The 17,441-nt window shown below is 62.1% G+C and carries 16 protein-coding genes; 6 read left to right on the top strand and 10 right to left on the bottom strand.

Annotated elements, in window-relative coordinates; translation table 11 throughout:
* Nucleotides 1–19 precede the first annotated feature (19 nt).
* Nucleotides 20–1,015 carry an AurF N-oxygenase family protein gene (locus ABH922_RS21020; protein WP_424808757.1) on the bottom strand — a complete coding sequence of 332 codons (996 nt, stop codon included), beginning with the start codon at nucleotides 1,013–1,015 and terminating at the stop codon, nucleotides 20–22.
* Between the two features lie 484 nt (nucleotides 1,016–1,499).
* Between ABH922_RS21020 and ABH922_RS21015 the strand changes: the two genes are divergently transcribed.
* From ABH922_RS21015 to ABH922_RS21005, 3 genes are read left to right on the top strand one after another with little or no spacing between them, the layout of a single operon-like run.
* Nucleotides 1,500–2,693, top strand: a complete 1,194-nt coding sequence (locus ABH922_RS21015; RefSeq protein WP_424808756.1) for a thiolase family protein — start codon at nucleotides 1,500–1,502, stop codon at nucleotides 2,691–2,693.
* 28 nt (nucleotides 2,694–2,721) lie between these two features.
* Nucleotides 2,722–3,483, top strand: a complete 762-nt coding sequence (locus tag ABH922_RS21010; protein WP_424808755.1) for a 3-hydroxyacyl-CoA dehydrogenase — start codon at nucleotides 2,722–2,724, stop codon at nucleotides 3,481–3,483.
* 8 nt (nucleotides 3,484–3,491) lie between these two features.
* Nucleotides 3,492–4,172, top strand: a complete 681-nt coding sequence (locus ABH922_RS21005) for a TetR/AcrR family transcriptional regulator (RefSeq protein WP_424808754.1) — start codon at nucleotides 3,492–3,494, stop codon at nucleotides 4,170–4,172.
* On the opposite strand, the gene ABH922_RS21000 is transcribed toward ABH922_RS21005, so the two are convergent.
* Both ABH922_RS21000 and ABH922_RS20995 read right to left on the bottom strand, forming a co-directional pair.
* Nucleotides 4,159–5,781, bottom strand: a complete 1,623-nt coding sequence (locus ABH922_RS21000) for a long-chain fatty acid--CoA ligase (RefSeq protein WP_424808753.1) — start codon at nucleotides 5,779–5,781, stop codon at nucleotides 4,159–4,161. The two genes, ABH922_RS21005 and ABH922_RS21000, sit on opposite strands and share 14 nt — an antisense overlap.
* A gap of 103 nt (nucleotides 5,782–5,884) precedes the next feature.
* Nucleotides 5,885–7,561, bottom strand: coding sequence for a dihydroxyacetone kinase family protein (locus ABH922_RS20995; RefSeq protein WP_424808752.1), 1,677 nt, complete (start codon nucleotides 7,559–7,561; stop codon nucleotides 5,885–5,887).
* A gap of 53 nt (nucleotides 7,562–7,614) precedes the next feature.
* Between ABH922_RS20995 and ABH922_RS20990 the strand changes: the two genes are divergently transcribed.
* On the top strand, nucleotides 7,615–8,478 hold the full coding sequence (locus tag ABH922_RS20990; protein WP_424808751.1) for a patatin-like phospholipase family protein: 864 nt from the start codon (nucleotides 7,615–7,617) through the stop codon (nucleotides 8,476–8,478).
* On the top strand, nucleotides 8,475–9,329 hold the full coding sequence (locus ABH922_RS20985) for an LLM class flavin-dependent oxidoreductase (RefSeq protein WP_424808750.1): 855 nt from the start codon (nucleotides 8,475–8,477) through the stop codon (nucleotides 9,327–9,329). The genes ABH922_RS20990 and ABH922_RS20985 overlap by 4 nt, the downstream gene beginning before the upstream one ends.
* 4 nt (nucleotides 9,330–9,333) lie before the next feature.
* Here ABH922_RS20985 and ABH922_RS20980 read toward each other — a convergent pair whose 3' ends face one another.
* The 7 genes from ABH922_RS20980 to ABH922_RS20950 all read right to left on the bottom strand — a co-directional run bounded on the left by ABH922_RS20980 (nucleotide 9,334) and on the right by ABH922_RS20950 (nucleotide 15,692).
* Nucleotides 9,334–10,344: a threonine aldolase family protein gene (locus ABH922_RS20980; protein WP_424808749.1), complete on the bottom strand. Its 1,011-nt coding sequence runs from the start codon at nucleotides 10,342–10,344 to the stop codon at nucleotides 9,334–9,336.
* Nucleotides 10,345–10,608: 264 nt separating this feature from the next.
* Entirely contained in the window at nucleotides 10,609–11,883 is a 1,275-nt protein-coding gene (locus ABH922_RS20975) for an NAD(P)/FAD-dependent oxidoreductase (protein ID WP_424808748.1), read from the bottom strand.
* Between the two features lie 30 nt (nucleotides 11,884–11,913).
* Nucleotides 11,914–12,441 carry an acyl-CoA thioesterase gene (locus ABH922_RS20970; protein ID WP_424808747.1) on the bottom strand — a complete coding sequence of 176 codons (528 nt, stop codon included), beginning with the start codon at nucleotides 12,439–12,441 and terminating at the stop codon, nucleotides 11,914–11,916.
* A gap of 84 nt (nucleotides 12,442–12,525) precedes the next feature.
* A complete protein-coding gene (locus tag ABH922_RS20965; RefSeq protein WP_424808746.1) occupies nucleotides 12,526–12,780 on the bottom strand; it encodes a hypothetical protein in 255 nt (84 codons plus the stop codon).
* A 17-nt stretch (nucleotides 12,781–12,797) separates the two neighbouring features.
* Nucleotides 12,798–13,208 (bottom strand): class I SAM-dependent methyltransferase, encoded by a 411-nt coding sequence (locus ABH922_RS20960; protein ID WP_424808745.1) that lies wholly within the window; start codon nucleotides 13,206–13,208, stop codon nucleotides 12,798–12,800.
* 297 nt (nucleotides 13,209–13,505) lie between these two features.
* The gene (locus ABH922_RS20955; RefSeq protein ID WP_424808744.1) at nucleotides 13,506–14,033 is read right to left on the bottom strand and encodes a hypothetical protein; all 528 of its coding nucleotides are present in this window, start codon (nucleotides 14,031–14,033) and stop codon (nucleotides 13,506–13,508) included.
* Nucleotides 14,034–14,822: 789 nt separating this feature from the next.
* On the bottom strand, nucleotides 14,823–15,692 hold the full coding sequence (locus ABH922_RS20950; protein ID WP_424808743.1) for an alpha/beta hydrolase family protein: 870 nt from the start codon (nucleotides 15,690–15,692) through the stop codon (nucleotides 14,823–14,825).
* Between the two features lie 461 nt (nucleotides 15,693–16,153).
* On the opposite strand from ABH922_RS20950, the gene ABH922_RS20945 reads away from it, so the two are divergent.
* Nucleotides 16,154–17,365, top strand: a complete 1,212-nt coding sequence (locus ABH922_RS20945; RefSeq protein ID WP_424808742.1) for a PucR family transcriptional regulator — start codon at nucleotides 16,154–16,156, stop codon at nucleotides 17,363–17,365.
* Nucleotides 17,366–17,441: the final 76 nt, after the last annotated feature.

The following is a 17,441-nucleotide window of genomic DNA, read 5'->3' as shown; positions in this document are numbered from 1 at the left end:
GTCAGTCCGATCGTCGAGGTCAGGCGGCGGCGCGGTGGGGTTCGCTGCGGAAACGGGAAGCGCGGCCGTCCATCTTGCAGGCCTTCCACACCAGACGCGAAGCACGGTTCATCAGACCGGTCTCGGTGGCGAGCATCCGAACATCGCCGAAGTAGTTACGCAAGGTCTGACGCGATTCCGGAAGGTCCCAGAACAGGTCGTTCTTTACCGACTTGGGGATGTCGAACTGCTTCCAGAACGATGCCGGGGGAATGACGATGGCATCGCACAGGATGCGCATGGTGACGGGGAAGAGCAGTGAAAGTACGAAGCGCCGCGAGCGCCCCATCTGAGGGATACGGCGGCTGAGGAGCTTGTGGGCGAACGAGATGTGGCGTGCTTCCTCCGCGACATGTATAGCCATCACGCGCTGCATGATCGGATGGACGTCGCCGCCGGCGCGAAGGATGCTCTTCTGGATGTGATCGATGGGTTCTTCCCCGGCGAGCACACCGACGAAGAAGAGTTCGGGGAACGGCCCGGCCGCCAAAGGGATGAACGGAGCCAGCATTCGCATGGGGCGGCTCATACCGGGAGCGTCCGCACCGATGCGGTTGACCATCTCCTGGAACATCATCGTGTGGTTGCACTCTTCGACCGATTCGTGGGTGCAATAGCGTGCCTCGGCGGACTGGTTGGGCAGCGAGAAGACGTACTGCATCATTCCGCGGATCAAGATGTTCTCGAACTGCAGGCCGACCTTCGCGACGTTGGCCTGACGCCACATCCCGATTTCGATCTGCTTGGCTTCGGTCTGGGCCCGGTACCAAGGGTGCGCGCCGAGCGGGTCGGTCTCCGCTGGAAGAATCCAGCGGCGATCGTTCGGGGTGACGGCGAACTCCGGGGAGTCCCAGTCGATGTCGAGGTACGGGTCGAAGTGCTTGTTCACCGATCCCTCGGACAGCAGGCGAAGGGTCTCGTTGTACGAGTCTTCGGATTCTTCTGCGGCTTTGTCGAATTGAGTTGTCAGCGTCATGACCTCTCCCTGCTTGTGTCGTTTCTCGTGAGTTTTCGTCGTGCAACTCATGGATCGAGTGCTCGACGATGTGATCGGCGGCACTCAGGCTCCTTTTAATGTAACTGTAGGTATCAGAAAAAGCTAGTGGCTGATTCGCCCGGTGGAACTCGGCCGTCGGCATGCCGGCCGGCCGGCCGGCAAGTTACTCACCGGTAGTCTGTGTTCGGTGCGTAAAACCTCCTGATCAGCGCGTTTTCTTTTCGTTCAGCCGAGGCGTGCGATCCACAAAAGGCGGATCTGATCGGTTGAGAAACCTCCCGAGATTTTTTCGAGGTCGGTTTTCGGGGTTGCCCTCCGTTGACGGGTGGACGCCTTCGTGATAACTCTTTAACGAGCGCTAAGTCAGCAGATTGACTTGGTCCACGAGCGCGGTCCGGCGACCGGTGTGAACCTCTCGACCGCCGGACCGTCCCAACTTTGCGCGTCCTCGAAGGGAATCAAGATGACCAGAGCAGTGATCGTCGACGTAGTGCGGATCGCATCCGGAAAAGGTAAGCCCGGCGGCGCATTGTCGGGCACACATCCGGTGGAGCTGATGGCGCATGTCCTGCGTTCGATCACCTCACGTAACAACCTCGATCCCGCACTGGTCGACGACGTGATCGGCGGCTGTGTCGGCCAGGGCGGCGAACAGGCCCTGAACATCACTCGCAGCGCCGTCCTCTCGGCCGGATTCCCAGAGTCCGTCCCCGCCACCACCATCGACCGCCAATGTGGATCAAGTCAGCAGGCGGCGCATTTTGCGGCACAGGGAGTCATTGCCGGCGCCTACGACATCGTCATAGCGGCAGGCGTCGAATCCATGAGCCGTGTACCCATGGGAACCACCACGCTCGGCCAGGACACCGGCGGACCGGGAATCGCCGCGCGTTACCCCGACGGTTTGGTCAACCAGGGTATCTCCGCGGAACTGATCGCTGCAAAATGGAAATTCGATCGCGATGCCCTCGACGCGTACGCGGCGCAGTCCCATCAGCGCGCAGCTGCCGCAGCAGCGCAGGGGCTCTTCGACAAGGAGATCGTGCCGATCTCGACAACCAATGCGGCAGGTGAGGTCGTCTCGCACGTCGTCGACGAAACAGTCCGCGCCTCGACCACCGCTGCCGGCCTGGCCGGTCTGAAAGCCTCGTTCTACACCGAGAAGTACGCACAGCGATTCCCCGAGGCACAGTGGGCGATCACCCCCGGTAACTCGTCGCCGCTGACAGACGGAGCTTCGGCAGCGCTGATCATGAGCGAAGAGATGGCGGCCAAGCTCGGTCTGACTCCGCGGGCACGATTCCATTCGTTCTCCGTCGCCGGCGACGACCCGATCTTCATGCTCACCGCGCCGATTCCGGCTACTCACAAGGTGCTCGCTCGCGCTGGGCTGAGTATCGACGACATCGACGCCTACGAAGTCAACGAAGCATTCGCACCGGTACCGCTGGCGTGGGCTCACGAGTTCGGTGCCGATCCGGAGAAGCTCAACCCACGCGGCGGTGCGATCTCCCTCGGGCACGCCCTCGGATCCTCCGGTACTCGTCTGCTGACCACGCTGGTCAACCAGCTCGAGGCCACCGGCGGGCGTTACGGCCTGCAAACGATGTGCGAGGGCGCAGGCATGGCCAACGCCACCATCATCGAACGCATTTGACAGACACAATCCTTCGAAAGGACTACCCGTGATAATCAATGACAACGTAGCCGTCGTCACCGGCGGAGCCTCCGGCCTGGGTTTGGCCACCGCGAAAGCTCTTCTTGCCGAAGGTGCCCGAGTCGTGATCATCGATCTGCCGTCGTCGAACGGTGAAGCAGTTGCGGCGGAGCTCGGGGATCGTGCCCGATTCGCTGCTGCGGACGTGACCGACGAGGGCGCAGTGGTCGCCGCGCTCGATCTCGCCGAAACCCTGGGCCCGCTACGAGTTGCGGTGAACTGCGCCGGGATCGGCAACGCGATCAAGACCGTCGGGAAGAAGGGTGCGTTCCCGTTGGATGCGTTCACCAAGATCGTGTCGGTGAACCTGATCGGCACCTTCAATGTGATCCGTCTTGCAGCGGAGCGCATTTCGAAAACGGAACCGGTTGACGGCGAACGTGGCGTCATCGTCAACACCGCTTCTGTTGCCGCCTACGACGGCCAGATCGGGCAGGCGGCGTACTCCGCATCCAAGGGTGGTGTCGTGGGAATGACGCTGCCCGTCGCCCGCGATCTGGCGTCGCTCCTGATCCGGGTCAACACCATTGCGCCAGGTCTGTTCAAGACCCCGCTCCTGGGTAGCTTGCCCGACGCCGCACAGGCTTCACTCGGTGCGCAAGTGCCCCACCCCGCCCGTCTCGGAGATCCCAGCGAGTACGGAGCTCTGGTCGCGCACATCGTCGCCAATCCCATGCTCAACGGCGAGACGATCCGGCTCGACGGTGCCATTCGCATGGCTCCGCGCTGAGGCAACGGATGAGTGCGGAGTCGGCAGCGCTGGACTGGCGGTCGTTCCCACCGCTGCCGATGAGCGATATCCTTCGACATTCGCTGGAGTTGTTCGACGCGAACGGTTATCACGGTACGACGGTGCGGCAGATCGCCAACCACGTGGGGGTGACGGTTCCGGCGCTCTACTATCACCATGCGAGTAAAGAAGCGTTACTCGTGGAGTTGTTCGAGGTCTCGATGCGAGAGTTGAACACGAGAACCGAAGCCGCGGTGAAAGATGCCGGCGACGATCCGGTGGCTCGATTCTCATTTCTGGTCGAGGCGATTGTCCTCTACATGACTCACCGCGCACGCCATGCGGCACTAGACACCGAGATCAGGCACGTCTCTCCCGAAAGTCGCAGCAGATACGCGGCGAGTCGGAAGCGACTCGAGGTGTTGATGCGCGAGGTGGTGACAGGCGGAATTGCGTCCGGTGAATTCTCGGTCACGGACACCGGGGAATCTGTGCGGGCACTTCTGGGTATGTGCCAATCGGTGCCTCGTTGGTTCCACCCCGACGGCCCGTTGACACACAGCGAGGTCGCGCAGCGGTACGTGGACATTGCACTGCACACCGTCGGCTACACCACTCGACGAGGAGAGATGCCAGATCTGAAACCGGCATCTCTCCTTCGGAGTTCGAATCCGATCAGAGACGAGTGACGTCGAGTCCACCGTCCTGGAAGTCCGAGCGCAGACGCTTCTTGTCGAACTTGCCGACACTGGTCTTGGGAACCTCTTGCACCACCACCCAGTTCTCGGGGAGTTGCCACTTCGCAACCTTGTCCGAGAGATACTGCTGGAGATCGGCCAGAGTGGCTTTCGCATCGGCGCGTAGAACGACTGCGACGAGTGGTCGTTCGTCCCACTTTTCGTCCGGGATGCCGATAACGGCAGCCTCCGCGACATCGGGATGACCCATGACGGCGTTTTCGAGGTCGACGGAGGAGATCCATTCCCCGCCGGACTTGATGATGTCCTTCGAGCGATCGGAGAGATAGAGGAACCCATCGGAGGTGATCGACCCGACATCGCCGGTCTTGAGCCAGCCGTCGTTGAACTTGTCCTCGGCGTCGACGCCGTAGTAGGAGGCTGCGATCCAGGGGCCGCGAACCTCGAGTTCACCCACGGAGACACCGTCGTGGGCAACGGCGTTCCCGTCGTCGTCGATCAAGCGGGCTTCGACGGAGGCGGGGAAGCGGCCCTGCGAGTAGCGGTACTTCCACTTCTCTTCACCGGTGACTCCGGCGGGTGGGCGAGCCACGGAGCCGAGGGGCGATGTCTCGGTCATGCCCCAGGCGTGCAGAACTGACACGCCGTGGTCGTCTTCGAAGGCATGCATGAGCGCGGGCGGAACGGCCGAGCCGCCGATCAGGACCTCACGGATGAAGGAGATGTCCTGAGGCTTCTGCTCGAGATGCAGGTGCAGTCCCTGCCAGATGGTGGGTACCGCTGCGGCGAAGGTGGGCTTCTCGCTCTCGATGATTTCGGCGAGCGGAGCAGGTTGGAGGAAGCGGTCCGGCATGATGAGGGATGCGCCGATCATGAACGAGGCGTAGGGAAGTCCCCAGGACATGGCATGGAACTGAGGGACCACAGCGAGCGCGCGGTCACCTTGCTCGAGGTTGGGTCCGTCGCTCATGCATACCTGCATGGAGTGGAGGTAGATCGAGCGGTGCGAGTAGACAACACCTTTGGGGTCACCAGTGGTGCCGGAGGTGTAACACATGGCGGCAGCGCTGCGTTCGTCGATTTCGGGCCAATCGAACTCCGTGGGTTGACCGGCGATCAGATCCTCGTAGGTGTGCACCTGCACGCCCTCGGGCACTTCGAGTCCGGCAGCGGAGGTGCCGGTGACGACGATGTGCGCGACGGTCTTCAGCGACGGAAGCTGTGGGTTCAGTAGCGGGATCAGCGAAGGGTCCACGATGATGACGCGGTCCTCGGCGTGGTTGGCGACGTGGATCAACTGTTCGGGGAACAACCTGATGTTGAGTGTGTGCAGCACGGCCCCCATCGAGGGGATGGCCAGGTAGGCCTCGAGGTGCTCTGCGTTGTTCCACATGAAGGTCGCGACGCGTTCGTCGCCGGTGACGCCGAGTCCGCGCAGGGCGTGGGCGAGTTGGGCGCAACGAGTGCCGACTTCGGCGTAAGTGCGGCGGCGGGGACCGGCCTCGGTCCAGGTCACTACTTCTGCGGTGCTGTGCACGGAGGCTCCGTGGCGCAGAATTTGCGTGGTGGAGAGTGGGGCGTCTTGCATCGTGCTCAGCATGGGGCTGCTCCTGTTTGATACGTGAGACCCACGCTTACCGGGCGCCGGTCACCACTCACGGTGTGCTGTGAGTGCCAGATTAGTCACACCCTTACCGCGCCGGCTACTTGCCCACCGCGCCGGCGAAGAACCACGAGACGAGAAGTGCCCCCGGATCCATCACTCCGCGAGCAGCTTCGCCGACATAACTTGCACGTCCACGCTGTGCGAGCATGGATTCGGTTGATGCAGCGCCGGTCGACGCAGCATCTGCTGCGCTGCGCAATGCTGTTTCCAGATCGGCTCCGGAGCGGACGGACTCCTCCAGAGATTCGACGGCGGGCACCAATGCGTCGACCATCGTCTTGTCGCCGACGCGGGCACCGCCGAGTTCGGTGATATTGTCCAAGCCCGCCCGTGCAGCGTGTGCAATACCGTTCAAGTCCAGTTCGGATTCTGTGGCGACTCGATAGAAGTGTCGGAACCAGATGCCGAACAGTGCCCCGGAGGTACCGCCGGCATGTCCGAGGTACGCGAGCGACAAGGCGTCGAAAATGGTTGCAGACGAATAAGAATCACGTACCGCAACGAGATCGATCTGCTCCAGCGCCGCCACCATGTTCGTGCCGAAGTCGCCGTCTCCGGCACGTCGGTCGAGATCGGTGAGCTCTGGTTCCCGATCCAGAACCTTCTGCGCCCAGTCGGCGACCCAGGGGCCGACGAGAGTGCTGTCCGGGTGCTGCCCGTCCGGGGGTGTGAACGTCGGCCCGAAGGATTCGCGTGGACCGATTCCCCGGAATCCTTGTGCGACGGAATTGGGCCAGGCCGGCGCTTTTGTTGGCGCGTCCCATAATTCAAGCAATTCTTCATAGATTCTGACTAGCGTGATGGATGCGCCGGACATGTTCAAGGCGGTGACGTACGTTCCGACCAGGGTTCGTTCGATCCGAATTCCCTTTTCGTTCAGATAGTCTGCGAGCTCGGCGAAGAGCAGTTGCAGTTCCAGTAGATGAGTGGCGCCCAGTCCGTTGACCACTGCGATCACCGCCTCACCCTCGTGAAGGCCGAGTGACTCGATGATCGGGTCGGTCAGGCGACGCACGAGTTGAGGTGCAGGCAGCGAGTCGATTCGCTCCAGGCCCCGTTCGCCGTGGATCCCGACACCGAGTTCGATCTGGCCGGCCGGAAGTTCGAAGGACGGACTGTCTGCACCGGGCAGAGTGCATGCACGCAGGGCCACCGCCATGCTGCGCGCGTTGGCTGTAACGCGGTTACCGATCTCGGTGACCTCGCCAAGATCGTCTCCGCGCTCGGCGGCAGCGCCGCACACCTTCTCCACCACGACAGTGGCAGCTGTTCCCCGACGCCCCGGACCGCTGCCGTCTGCGCGTTCGGTGGCGACGTCGTCGTCCACGAGGACCACGCTCGCATCGATATCGTCCTCACCGAGAAGTTCCCGGGCGATCCCGAAGTTCAGAACGTCACCGGTGTAGTTCTTCACGATCTGGAGGACACCGCCGCCGGCGTCGACAGCTTTGGCGGCTTCGTGAATTTGCAGCGCATTGGGCGAGCTGAACACCAGGCCTGGGCACACCGCGGTCAGCATTCCTTCACCGATGAATCCGGCGTGCAGTGGCTCGTGGCCGGATCCACCGCCGGACATCAGAGCGACACGGCCCGGTGTGAGGGGCTGTGCACGAGTGAGATACCCGGGGTCCGGAGTCCAGGCGATGTCGTCGGTGGACGCGATCAATCCGCGGAGTGCATCGGGAACAAAAGTTTTCGCGCTGCGCATGAACATGATTCAAGAGTAAGGCTACCGTCGAGTTCGGACGGCAGAGTTGCGAGGGAAAGGTGAGCGAGTTGAAATTGGGTTTGGTACTGGCAGGTGGCGGTGTAGCAGGAATCGCCTGGGAGACGGGCGTGTTGTCGGGCATCGAGGACGCCGCTCCGGAAACTGCGGCTGCCTTGTTGGCTGCGGATGTTCTGGTGGGTACGTCTGCCGGTTCGACGGTGGCCGCCCAGATAGCCGGAGGTGTGAGCCTGCGTGAACTGTTCGAGATTCAAACGGCTGAAGAGACTGCGGAAATCGAACCGAACGTGGACGCCGAACGTCTGGGGCAGATGTTCGTCGACGCGATCGATGGCGCCTCGGAACGTGTCGAGCAATTGAAATCACTCGGGGCGGCGGCCCTGGATGCCGATACCGTGGAACCCGCGCGACGAAGGGCGGTGATCGAGGCCAGACTTTCCGATTGCCGGTGGACAGATCGAATTCTACGCATTCCGGCGATCGATGCCGCGACCGGAGAGCTGACGGTGTTCGAGCACGGCAGCGGTGTGGATCTGATCGACGCGGTCGGGGCGAGTTGCGCGGTGCCGGGTGTGTGGCCCACGGTGACGATCGACGGGAGCCGATACATGGACGGCGGAATGGGAAGTGGATCGAATCTGCAGTTGGCGCACGATTGTGACGCCGTTGTGGTGCTGTCACCTGCGGAAGACCCAGGGGTGCATCTGTTGGGAGGGAGCTTGCGGGACGAGATCGATTCGATGTCGGGGACTTCCGTTCTGGCTGTGTTCGCCGACGAGGCCGTGATCGACGCGATCGGCCCGAATTCGCTCTCGCCCGCCACCAGGCGGCCTGCTGCGGAACTCGGACGTGAGCAAGGTCGTCGCATCGCCCGTGAGATCACCGTATTTCTGGCGGCGGCGTGAGTACGCCGCGGATCGGAGTGGTTCTGCGTCCGGAACTGCCGCCGGAAGATCTTGCCGAACTCGCGGCTTTCGCCGACCAGCTCGGCATCGACGAGGCGTGGATATGGGAGGACTGCTTCCTCTCCGGTGGGGTTGCTGTGGCCGCACAGATATTGGCGAGTACCAAGACGATGGCACTGGGTATCGGTGTACTCCCGACGCCGATGCGTAATTCGGCGATCGCGGCGATGGAGATAGCGGCGATCGCTCGGGTACATCCGGGGCGACTTCGAGTCGGATTCGGCCACGGCGTTCAGAGCTGGATGAAGCAGATCGGCGCCAAGGCGCAATCGCCGTTGACTCTTTTGCGCGAACAGTTCACTGCCGTCGGGAGGCTACTTCGCGGCGAGACGGTGACGGTGTCCGGACGTTACGTGAACCTCGACGATGTCATCTTGCGATGGCCTCCTGCAGCGGTTCCGCCGCTCCTGATAGGCGCCACCGGCCCCAAGACTCTTGCGCTCAGTGGTGAAGTTGCCGACGGAACCATCCTGAGCGGAGGCACAACGCCGGACGGGGTGCGTCGGGCACTCGGTCACATCGCAGCGCAGGACCACGAGGTGATCGTCTATCTCGTCTGCGCGTTCGGACGAGACTCGCGGAAGCGAGCGGTTGCCGAAGTTGTTTCTGCCGAAGGCGATTCACCTGAGGAGGCGGTCGCAGTCGGCACGGCTGCGGACGTCGCAGCAGCCGTGCGCCGGTGGTTGGATGCCGGAGCGACCACCGTGGTGCTTCAACCGACCGCCGACGAACCTGACATTCGGGAGTTCATTCGTACTGTCGCGCAGGATGTTCAACCACTTCTGCCATGATCGATCAGAAGGTTATTCGGGTCAGTGCGTCGTCGATTGCGGCGGTGTCTACGTCACGATGCGTCACGAAGCGTACCTTACCGGCGACTGTCACCGCCCCGACGCCGACTGCTGCGAGCGCGGCCACGGTGGCGACGGGGTCGGCGCTCTCGGCCAACACGATGTTGGTGGCAGGTTCGCTGGCCGTCCACCCTCGATCGCGCAGCCCGGAAGCGAGCCTGGCGGCGTTGGCGTGATCGTCGGACAGACGATCCCGACTGCGCAGTGCCAGCAGTCCGGCGGCTGCGAGCACCCCGCCTTGACGTACGCCGCCGCCGAGCATCTTGCGAATACGACGGGCTTCGGTGATCTGATTCGTCGACGCGGCCAGTACCGAGCCGACGGGCGCGCCGAGGCCCTTACTCAGACACACCTGCACGGAATCTGCGCCCGCCGTCAATTCCGTGAGTGGAACATCGAGGGCAGCAGCCGCATTCCACAATCGTGCGCCGTCCAGGTGGACCCGCAGATCACGGGCGCGGGCAGCATCGACCAGCGCAGCCCATTGCCTCGGGGTCGTCACCGAGCCGCCGGCAAAATTGTGGGTGTTCTCGAGACATAGGAGAGTGGTGTTCAAGGCGAAGTACGGTCCGGCGGTGCCGGCCGCCCGCGTCACCGTCTCCGGGGTGGGCCGGCCGGGGCCGCCGTCGTGGGGAAGCGCCACTGGCATGCCCTGGGCGAGCCAGGCGGCCGTGCCCAGTTCCGAGCCCAGGACGTGGGAGTGTTCGGGAGCGAGGAACTGGTCACCGCGACGCAGGTGGATCATCAACGCGATCAGATTTCCCATGGATCCACTGGGCACCCACAGTGCAGCCGGTAGGCCGAGAAGTTCGGCAACCTGCTCTTCGAGTGCCATCATGGTCGGATCGTGATCGAGGACGTCGTCGCCGACCTCGGCTGCGGCCATTGCCCGACGCATCTGCGCATCCGGCTTGGTCACGGTGTCCGAACGGAGGTCGATGTACGAGTAAGTCATGACTTATTTCATCGACAACGGCTCGTCGCTGTCAATCCGGTTCACCGACAGGGGGTGCCTGACCTGCCCGGAAACTCTGAGTGGAGTATCCCCGCGTACGACCACTGAAGTCGCATCTGCTGGTGGTCACACGGACTTCGATCAGAAAGTTATCGAGGAAGTTCACCTGAACCTGCATGGTCACGGCGGTGGTCGTCAAGATCCGGAGGTGAGATCCGACATCGTGTACTTCGCGACACCCAATGGGTGAGAAGTGTTCTCAGATCACGTAGGAGATATCGCCATGTGCCTGCCTGTTGTGTGTTTCCGAAAAAGACGACGTAGGTGAACCCGCACTGCGCGGGCCAGCGATCGAGCCGACAGATACTCTTCGGCCGGGATCAAGCGTGATCCGAACAGATAGAACTGCTTTGCCTCTTCGGGATCGTGAGCGGCCGCCGAGATGAGTAAGCGTTCGGTTGCCTTGAACTTTCGAGCCCCGGCGTAACCGCGCATGTATTCGATATGATCGCCCATCCTGTCTCGTGCGCAACGGTATTCGTTCAAGGATGACGTCAGATCGCCGTGTCCGTGCAAAGCGTCGGCGGTGGCGTCGACCAACATCTGGGCGCTTTCGAGCGCCCAGGAGCAACCGATCCCCCAGAGTGGGTCGTTGGTCGCTGCTGCGTCGCCGACAAGCGCGAAACCGTTTCCGACGGGGTCGGTGACGGTCATCGGGAAGTGCTTGGTTCCCACGATCTTTCCGACTATGTGTTCACTCCGGATGGAGGGGCCGCCGGGTAGAGAGTTCGCGTAATCGAGAAAAGCGGACCGCAGATCTGTGGTGAACGGTTCTATTTTGTCGAGAGTGGGGAAGAGCACCAGAACGGTGATGTCGCCGTCGTTGGGCAGGAGATACGCAACGTCCGGATCCAGGAACCAAGACAGCGATTCGGCTTCGTCGTCCCGGTCCAGTCCGGACAGTTGTGCGAAGAAGCTGAATCTGCCGTTGGGTATCGTGGCACTCTCGCTGCGAGCAGACTGCGCCACTACCGAATCTTTGCCGTCTGCGCCGACCGTCAGCTTCGCCGTGACGGTGAACGGTGTTCCTTTGGTGGTGCCGAAGACCCCGACAGTGCCTTCTTTGGCGGTCAGTAGACCCGATACTTTGTGGCTGAGAAGGAGTTCGACATTGGGGTAATCGTCGGCCAGTTGCCGTAGTAGGGGATCGAGCGTTTCGCGGCGAACATTGAATCCAGCCGGCGGCGGGATGGAACTGAGCCCCGGCCGAACCCAGCCCCAGGGTGTCCAGAAGTTGGGGATGGTTTCCACCATGCCCAAGTCGAGTAGTTGTTCGGTCGCGCCCACTCGTTGGAGGACTGGCGCGCCACAAGGCTGCAGGTGGTGGGTGCAGAGAACTTTGTGACTGTTCGGATCGGAACTCGCGTCGAGAAGTGCCACGCGCAATCCTTGCTGGGCGTACATGACGGCGGTCGAGCATCCCGCGATGCTCGCGCCGACAATCACGACGTCGTAATTCGTTCTCTTCGTCGAAGTCACATCGGGAAGTTTAATGCATCAATCGATAACTTATCGTTCAACGACGTTCTGAGATGCCTCGCCCTGCGGCAGTTTGCGAGCTGCATCGCGTATTGACTGTTCGCGTATTTCATTCTCTTTACGCAGTTCGCGTCGTCGACGTGCGGCCTCGAACCGTTGCTCGGCGATGTCGCCGACGGGCTGTAACTGCGGCACTTCCACTGGTTTACCGTTGTTTCCCATCGCGACCATCGTGAAATAGCAACTGTTGGTGTGCCGGGATCGACCCTCGAGGATGTCTTCGGTCTCGACCCTGATCCCGACTTCCATGGACGTCCGACCGGTGTAGTTGACCGCCGCAGAGAATGTCACGAGCTCACCGACGTGTATCGGCTCCCGGAAGACGACTCGATCGACAGAGAGCGTCACCACGTAAGTGCCGGCGTACCGGCTGGCACAGGCATATGCCACCTGATCGAGAATTTTGAGGATTGTTCCGCCGTGGACGTTGCCCGAGAAGTTGGACATGTCGGGGGTCATGAGGACGGTCATGGACAGGGTCTGCCTGGGCTCGCTCATCACGTGGGCCTCTTCGAAAATCGGGGACTGTGAAGAAACGGTATCCGGCCGAGGTGGTTACCCGCACGTCGTGGTTCTTCGAAGTTACCGAGATCGTGCCACTGTGCCGATGTGAATCACATAGTCGTTGACTGCCACTACACCGGCGCTGATGGTGCGTCGGTCCGGTGTCAACGCCGAGTGTAGTCGCGCGGCAGTGGGTCCCCGTGGCCGTAGCCCACGCATGGCATTCCGTAGTTCGTGCATGGCGCTACGGAAGCGGTTCAGTGCGGGAGCGTTGTCGCACAGGTGCTCGATCGGATCCGACCCGTTCGGGGTGTGCAGTTCGAGAGTGCGCATGTGGGTCTGTATGTCGATCAGTGTCTTTGCGGTGGAACCGAATAGTTGCCGGTCGACCACGGCGTAGGTAATTCGGTGATGCCGTCCCCGATATGTGCGGCCTGGTAGCGAAGCGCGGCAGACCACGCGTTCGTGGACCACGTTGTAACGCAGAGTGTTCCGCTAGAGTTGGTCACCCGAGTCATTTCGGCAAGTCCACGCGCGATGTCCGAAGCGAAGATGACACCGGAAATACGGGCCGCCGCGTCCCCGCTGGAATCAGTCCAGGGCGGAGGCTGCGCGTCCCCGACGGTGACTGTCGGCCGAATTCCGGTCGGCTCGGTTGTCCGGCGACTCCGAGCGACGTCGAGTTGACTGGGCGAGCGGCAATTCAGATCCTTGCCTGGGATGGCGCTCGGTGTGAGAGTAGGAAGTGCCGACGTGAACACCCACTACCAGGGGGTGGTTCTCGCCGCCGAGCGGTGGGATACGTCGCTGCGATCCGGGCTGCGCAACTCGGTCCCAGTGTGACGACCTTCGAGGAGAAGCGCTGGGATGGTGCATGTCTGAACGTCGGGTGCGCTCAGCCCGAGTCTCTGCTTCGTAACGTCGAGACCGCGTACATGCTGACGAAGGATGCAGCCAGGTGCGGTAACGAGGGAAAGATTCGAGCTCATCGCCACCGACTTGATCAGAAATGTGCACACTCCTCCGGCCCTGATCCACGCACCTGCTGTGCGCCTTTGTCAACCGCCGGCGGTTGACAAAGGCGCACAGCGGTTGGCGGGAGTTGCGAAGTGGCGTTCGAAATGATCGCTTCGTCGGTGAATCTTGCTCAGTTCTCGGATCTCACGCAGCCAGAAATGCGAGGCAGATGCATCCGAGTTCCCGTATATACCCGCCGCCGACGTGTCGTCGACGATAGCGACGAGCGCCCGGATAAGACTGGCGATCTTCAGATTGTTGGTCTGAGAAAGTTGGATCAGCAGAGCTGAGGCCTCGTCCGGTGTGCACCGATAGAGGGTGCAGACGATCTCGGCGGCCCGTGCTCGGGTGCGGATCGACTTGCTCACGGTCGGGCTGGGGTGGGTCAATGTGTCGTTCATGGTATTCCTCTGAACCGCACGGATTTCGATTCCGTGCGGTGTGTAGCGCATGTTGATACTGGTGCAGTCGGTACGCGATTGGCGGCGGACTCGCGTGGAGTCTTCTGCCTGGTCAACAATCTGCGGGACTGATGAAAGTGCGTAGTGACCAAAGGCGCGGATTTGCACCGAACTGGAAGATTTGCCTCGTAGGGCTAAGCGACCGGCTGCCTGACTGACGGCTGCCCTCTGATAAACACACCGTACGTCATCGAGACTGTTTCGGCCAATTCCCTGTCGTGGGACTAACCGGCTTCGGTACGGAACTACCAGTTCAGGCGCGGAATCAGAAGGTCGACAGTCTTCCGTCGGGCTGCGAGAACCGAGGTTCCCGCAGCCCGTACGCTCATCGAGACATCACTTCGTTGCCGATTCTTCCGTGCACTACGCACATTGCGATTTCGGTTTGCCGCTCGACGGCGGAGGTCGCGTCGGACCGTCTTGTCGATCGGATGTGATCATTTCTGTTCGTAGTCAACGATATTGTGTTCTGTCGGAATCGCGGGCCCGGACAAGGCGGGCTTAGCTGCCAATGTAGAGATGTAAGCGCAGACATCCGGCCGACGTCATTCGTGTAGGCGAGCGCAGTTGAATGCGTATCTGCGTATCTGGCATTCGAGATCGCGTTGTCGGTTGAATTTTCGGGTACATTGAGCAGCGCAGCTCGCGAAGTGTGCGCAACCCAATCAGTCGGTCCACCGTCGACGTCGTGCGTACACTTCGCGGGCTGCAATTCTTGATTGCTCCGAGTCCTGAGAACGTGCTCGCAGGCGAGTCCTTCGCGTGTCGAAACTCGGGCTGCCGTGAAATCTGGGCTGCCCTGAAATCTGGGCTGCACTGAAATCTGGGCTGCACTGAAATCTCAACCGCGGCGGTATCACATTGTGCAGTGCGGTTTCCGGGTAGCAGCCGTCCCCGCTATCGGGATCGGCTGACCTGATCGAGGATGGTTCGTTTGGTGACAGCCCAGGCGCTCGACGTCGGATTTCCGAATTCGCCGTGACCGACCCGAGGTAGTTCGATCAGAACTGCGTCGTCTCCGGCTGATCGAGCGGCCGCGACATATCGGCGGCTCTGCTCGATCGAAACGACACGGTCGTTGCGGCCGTGAATCGCCGTCACCGGAATTCCGACGGGAAGATGTCGAATCGGTGATGCGATTCGGTATCGATCCGGGTGATCGACAGGCATGCCGCCCAAGAGATTTCGGACGTATTTGTCTTTGCCTGCAGTGGCTGCGAGCGAAAGGTCGAACACCCCGGCCATGATGGTTGCGGATCGGATCGGGACGGTCAGCTGCGGCGCGGGAGCGTCAGGACCCTGCTGCGGTCGGCTGGCAGTCCACGCGGCAAGTTGCCCTCCCGCCGAGTATCCGGCTATGTGAACACGATTCAAATCCAGGCGCCCGGCCGCTCGTTCCTGGACGATGTCGGCGAGTGCATTGGTGGCGGCGACAGTGTCCTCGAGAGTCGTCGGCCAGCCGCCGAGCCCGCCGACGCGGCGGTACTCGATGTTCCAGACCGCGACGCCGTACGGCGTCAACGTTCGCGCCCAGGCCCCGGCGTAGTCGAGATTGTTCTTCTGGATCCAGCCGCCACCGTGCACCAGGATCACCACCGGTAGTGAATCGTCGTTGCCTGGCGGCAGGTACAGGTCGCCGAACGTGTCGGCGGTAGTCGAATAGGCGATGCGAATGGGATCGACGGATCTGGTGAACCCGGCCGCACTACTGATGGAGACGGCCAGGGTGAAAGCCGTGATCAGAGCGACTGCGAGGTAGCGGACCAAGCGGACACGGTGGCGGTGCGCGATGGCCTGATCCTTTCGGCTACTCGGGTGAATACTCGCGCCTCAGTGTAGTCGGTGCTCGCTCGAATCATGATGTCCGGAGGGCGGAATCCCCCGTTGTCGCGGGCGGAAGTCCCTGGTCGGCGCGGATCAGGTGGTCAGAATTTCGATGATCAAATCTGCTCGACGGCGTGTCGACTCGATCAGGTGGGCGTTGGCGTGATCGAGTCGACTTCCCGGTGGACCGGTGATACCGAGGGCTCGGCGTCGTGCGCCTCCCGCGAGCGTCGCTGATCGCGACGTGAGGCCATCGAGGGACAGCCTCACGGTCGGTGGTGCCGGACGCATGCGGGATCGCCGTTCGAGGAAAATCACAACGTGGGTCGAGGGTACGTGGGTGTTGTCCGGAATCTTCGAGGAGCACCAGGACATCGGGTAGTGGTGAGTGCGAGAATGAACGCGTGAACAGCTTTGGCGTACCCCCGGACGTGCTTGACCGGGTCAGTCATGCTGGAGCGCAGGATGCGGGTCGCCTACCGGTGGCATTGCTCGGTGATTTCCTCGAGACCCTTGTCGGAGCTGTGAACCTCGGTCAGCCGTTACAGCGGCGTGCGCTTCGTCGCTTCCGTGTGCACGGAGAATCTGCGGCCGAGCAGGGCGTAGCGCTTCGCGCACTGCTCGACCTCTACCTGTCCTCGGTCTGGCGGCTGTGGAGCGAACTGCCCGTTGTCCTTGCTGCTCAATCGAATCCGCTCGCCGTGGTCAAAGCCGGTGAGGTGATGCTCAAAGCGGTCGACGACGTGGTGGCGGAGTTGACCGAGGGGTTCCAGCTGGCTCGTCGAACGCTGGTTCGCGCGCAGGTGTCGGCGCGACGTGAATTCGTCGACGATCTACTTGTCGGCGGCGCTGACGTCGCTGGAATACTGTCTCGTGCATCCGAATTCGGTCTTCATCTAAGTGGGCCTCATGCTGTCGCGGTGATTGCTGCATCCCGCGAGTTCACCGACGACAACCCGCTCGTCGGTGTGCTCGAACGCGCTATCCTCGGAAGTAAGGGTGACGCGGACGCGTTGGTGGCAAGCAAGTCGGGCAAGCTCGTGGTCGTCTTCGCCGCCCCGGATCGTGACGCGGTCGAGCACGTGCTGCGCGGCATCAGGTCATCGCTCGGGCCCCGAGCAGATGTCGAGGATCGAGTGGACCTGCACCGCCGGACGACTGCGGGCAACTGGCAAGCTGCGGTCGGACGGCCGCGGCCGACGGCGACGGGGGTGGTGGCGTCGTACCGCGAAGCCCTCGACGCCCTCGATCTCGCTGAGCGGCTTGCTCTGGCCGACGACGTGGTCGACGCACGGGATTTGCTGGTGTACCGGGTCTTGGTCAACGACAGGCAGGCAGTAGCGGATTTGATCCAGACCCTGCTCACCCCACTTCTCGCCGCGCGTGGTGGAGCCGAGCCGATGGTGCAGACGCTCCTCGCGTATTTCTCAGCCGGAGGGAACACTGCGAAGACCGCCCGCGATCTGCACCTGTCGGTACGTGCGGTGACGTACCGACTGGATCGGATACGAGAGCTCACCGGGCAGAACGTCAACGACCCCGACGAAAGCTTTGCGCTCCACGCAGCGGTGCTCGGTGCCAAGCTTCTGGACTGGCCGACGAAGCCGTTGTCCTGATCTCACTCCTTCCGCCATCATGTTTGCCGCAACCCGGCAAAGTATGAGGTGAAACTGGGCTGGAAATCGACCGTGC

Source organism: Rhodococcus sp. 27YEA15 (assembly GCF_049739425.1).
Lineage (GTDB): Bacteria > Actinomycetota > Actinomycetes > Mycobacteriales > Mycobacteriaceae > Rhodococcus_F.
Note: the sequence above shows the minus strand (reverse complement) of the source record. Positions and strands in the feature narration are given on the sequence as shown.

Coding starts and splice junctions, on each gene's coding strand:
- ABH922_RS20965 (WP_424808746.1), bottom strand. CDS start 12,780: ATGCGCACTCTCGAACTGCACACCCCGAACGGGTCGGATCCGATCGAG.
- ABH922_RS20970 (WP_424808747.1), bottom strand. CDS start 12,441: ATGAGCGAGCCCAGGCAGACCCTGTCCATGACCGTCCTCATGACCCCC.
- ABH922_RS21015 (WP_424808756.1), top strand. CDS start 1,500: ATGACCAGAGCAGTGATCGTCGACGTAGTGCGGATCGCATCCGGAAAA.
- ABH922_RS21020 (WP_424808757.1), bottom strand. CDS start 1,015: ATGACGCTGACAACTCAATTCGACAAAGCCGCAGAAGAATCCGAAGAC.
- ABH922_RS21005 (WP_424808754.1), top strand. CDS start 3,492: ATGAGTGCGGAGTCGGCAGCGCTGGACTGGCGGTCGTTCCCACCGCTG.
- ABH922_RS20980 (WP_424808749.1), bottom strand. CDS start 10,344: ATGACTTACTCGTACATCGACCTCCGTTCGGACACCGTGACCAAGCCG.
- ABH922_RS21000 (WP_424808753.1), bottom strand. CDS start 5,781: ATGCTGAGCACGATGCAAGACGCCCCACTCTCCACCACGCAAATTCTG.
- ABH922_RS20995 (WP_424808752.1), bottom strand. CDS start 7,561: ATGTTCATGCGCAGCGCGAAAACTTTTGTTCCCGATGCACTCCGCGGA.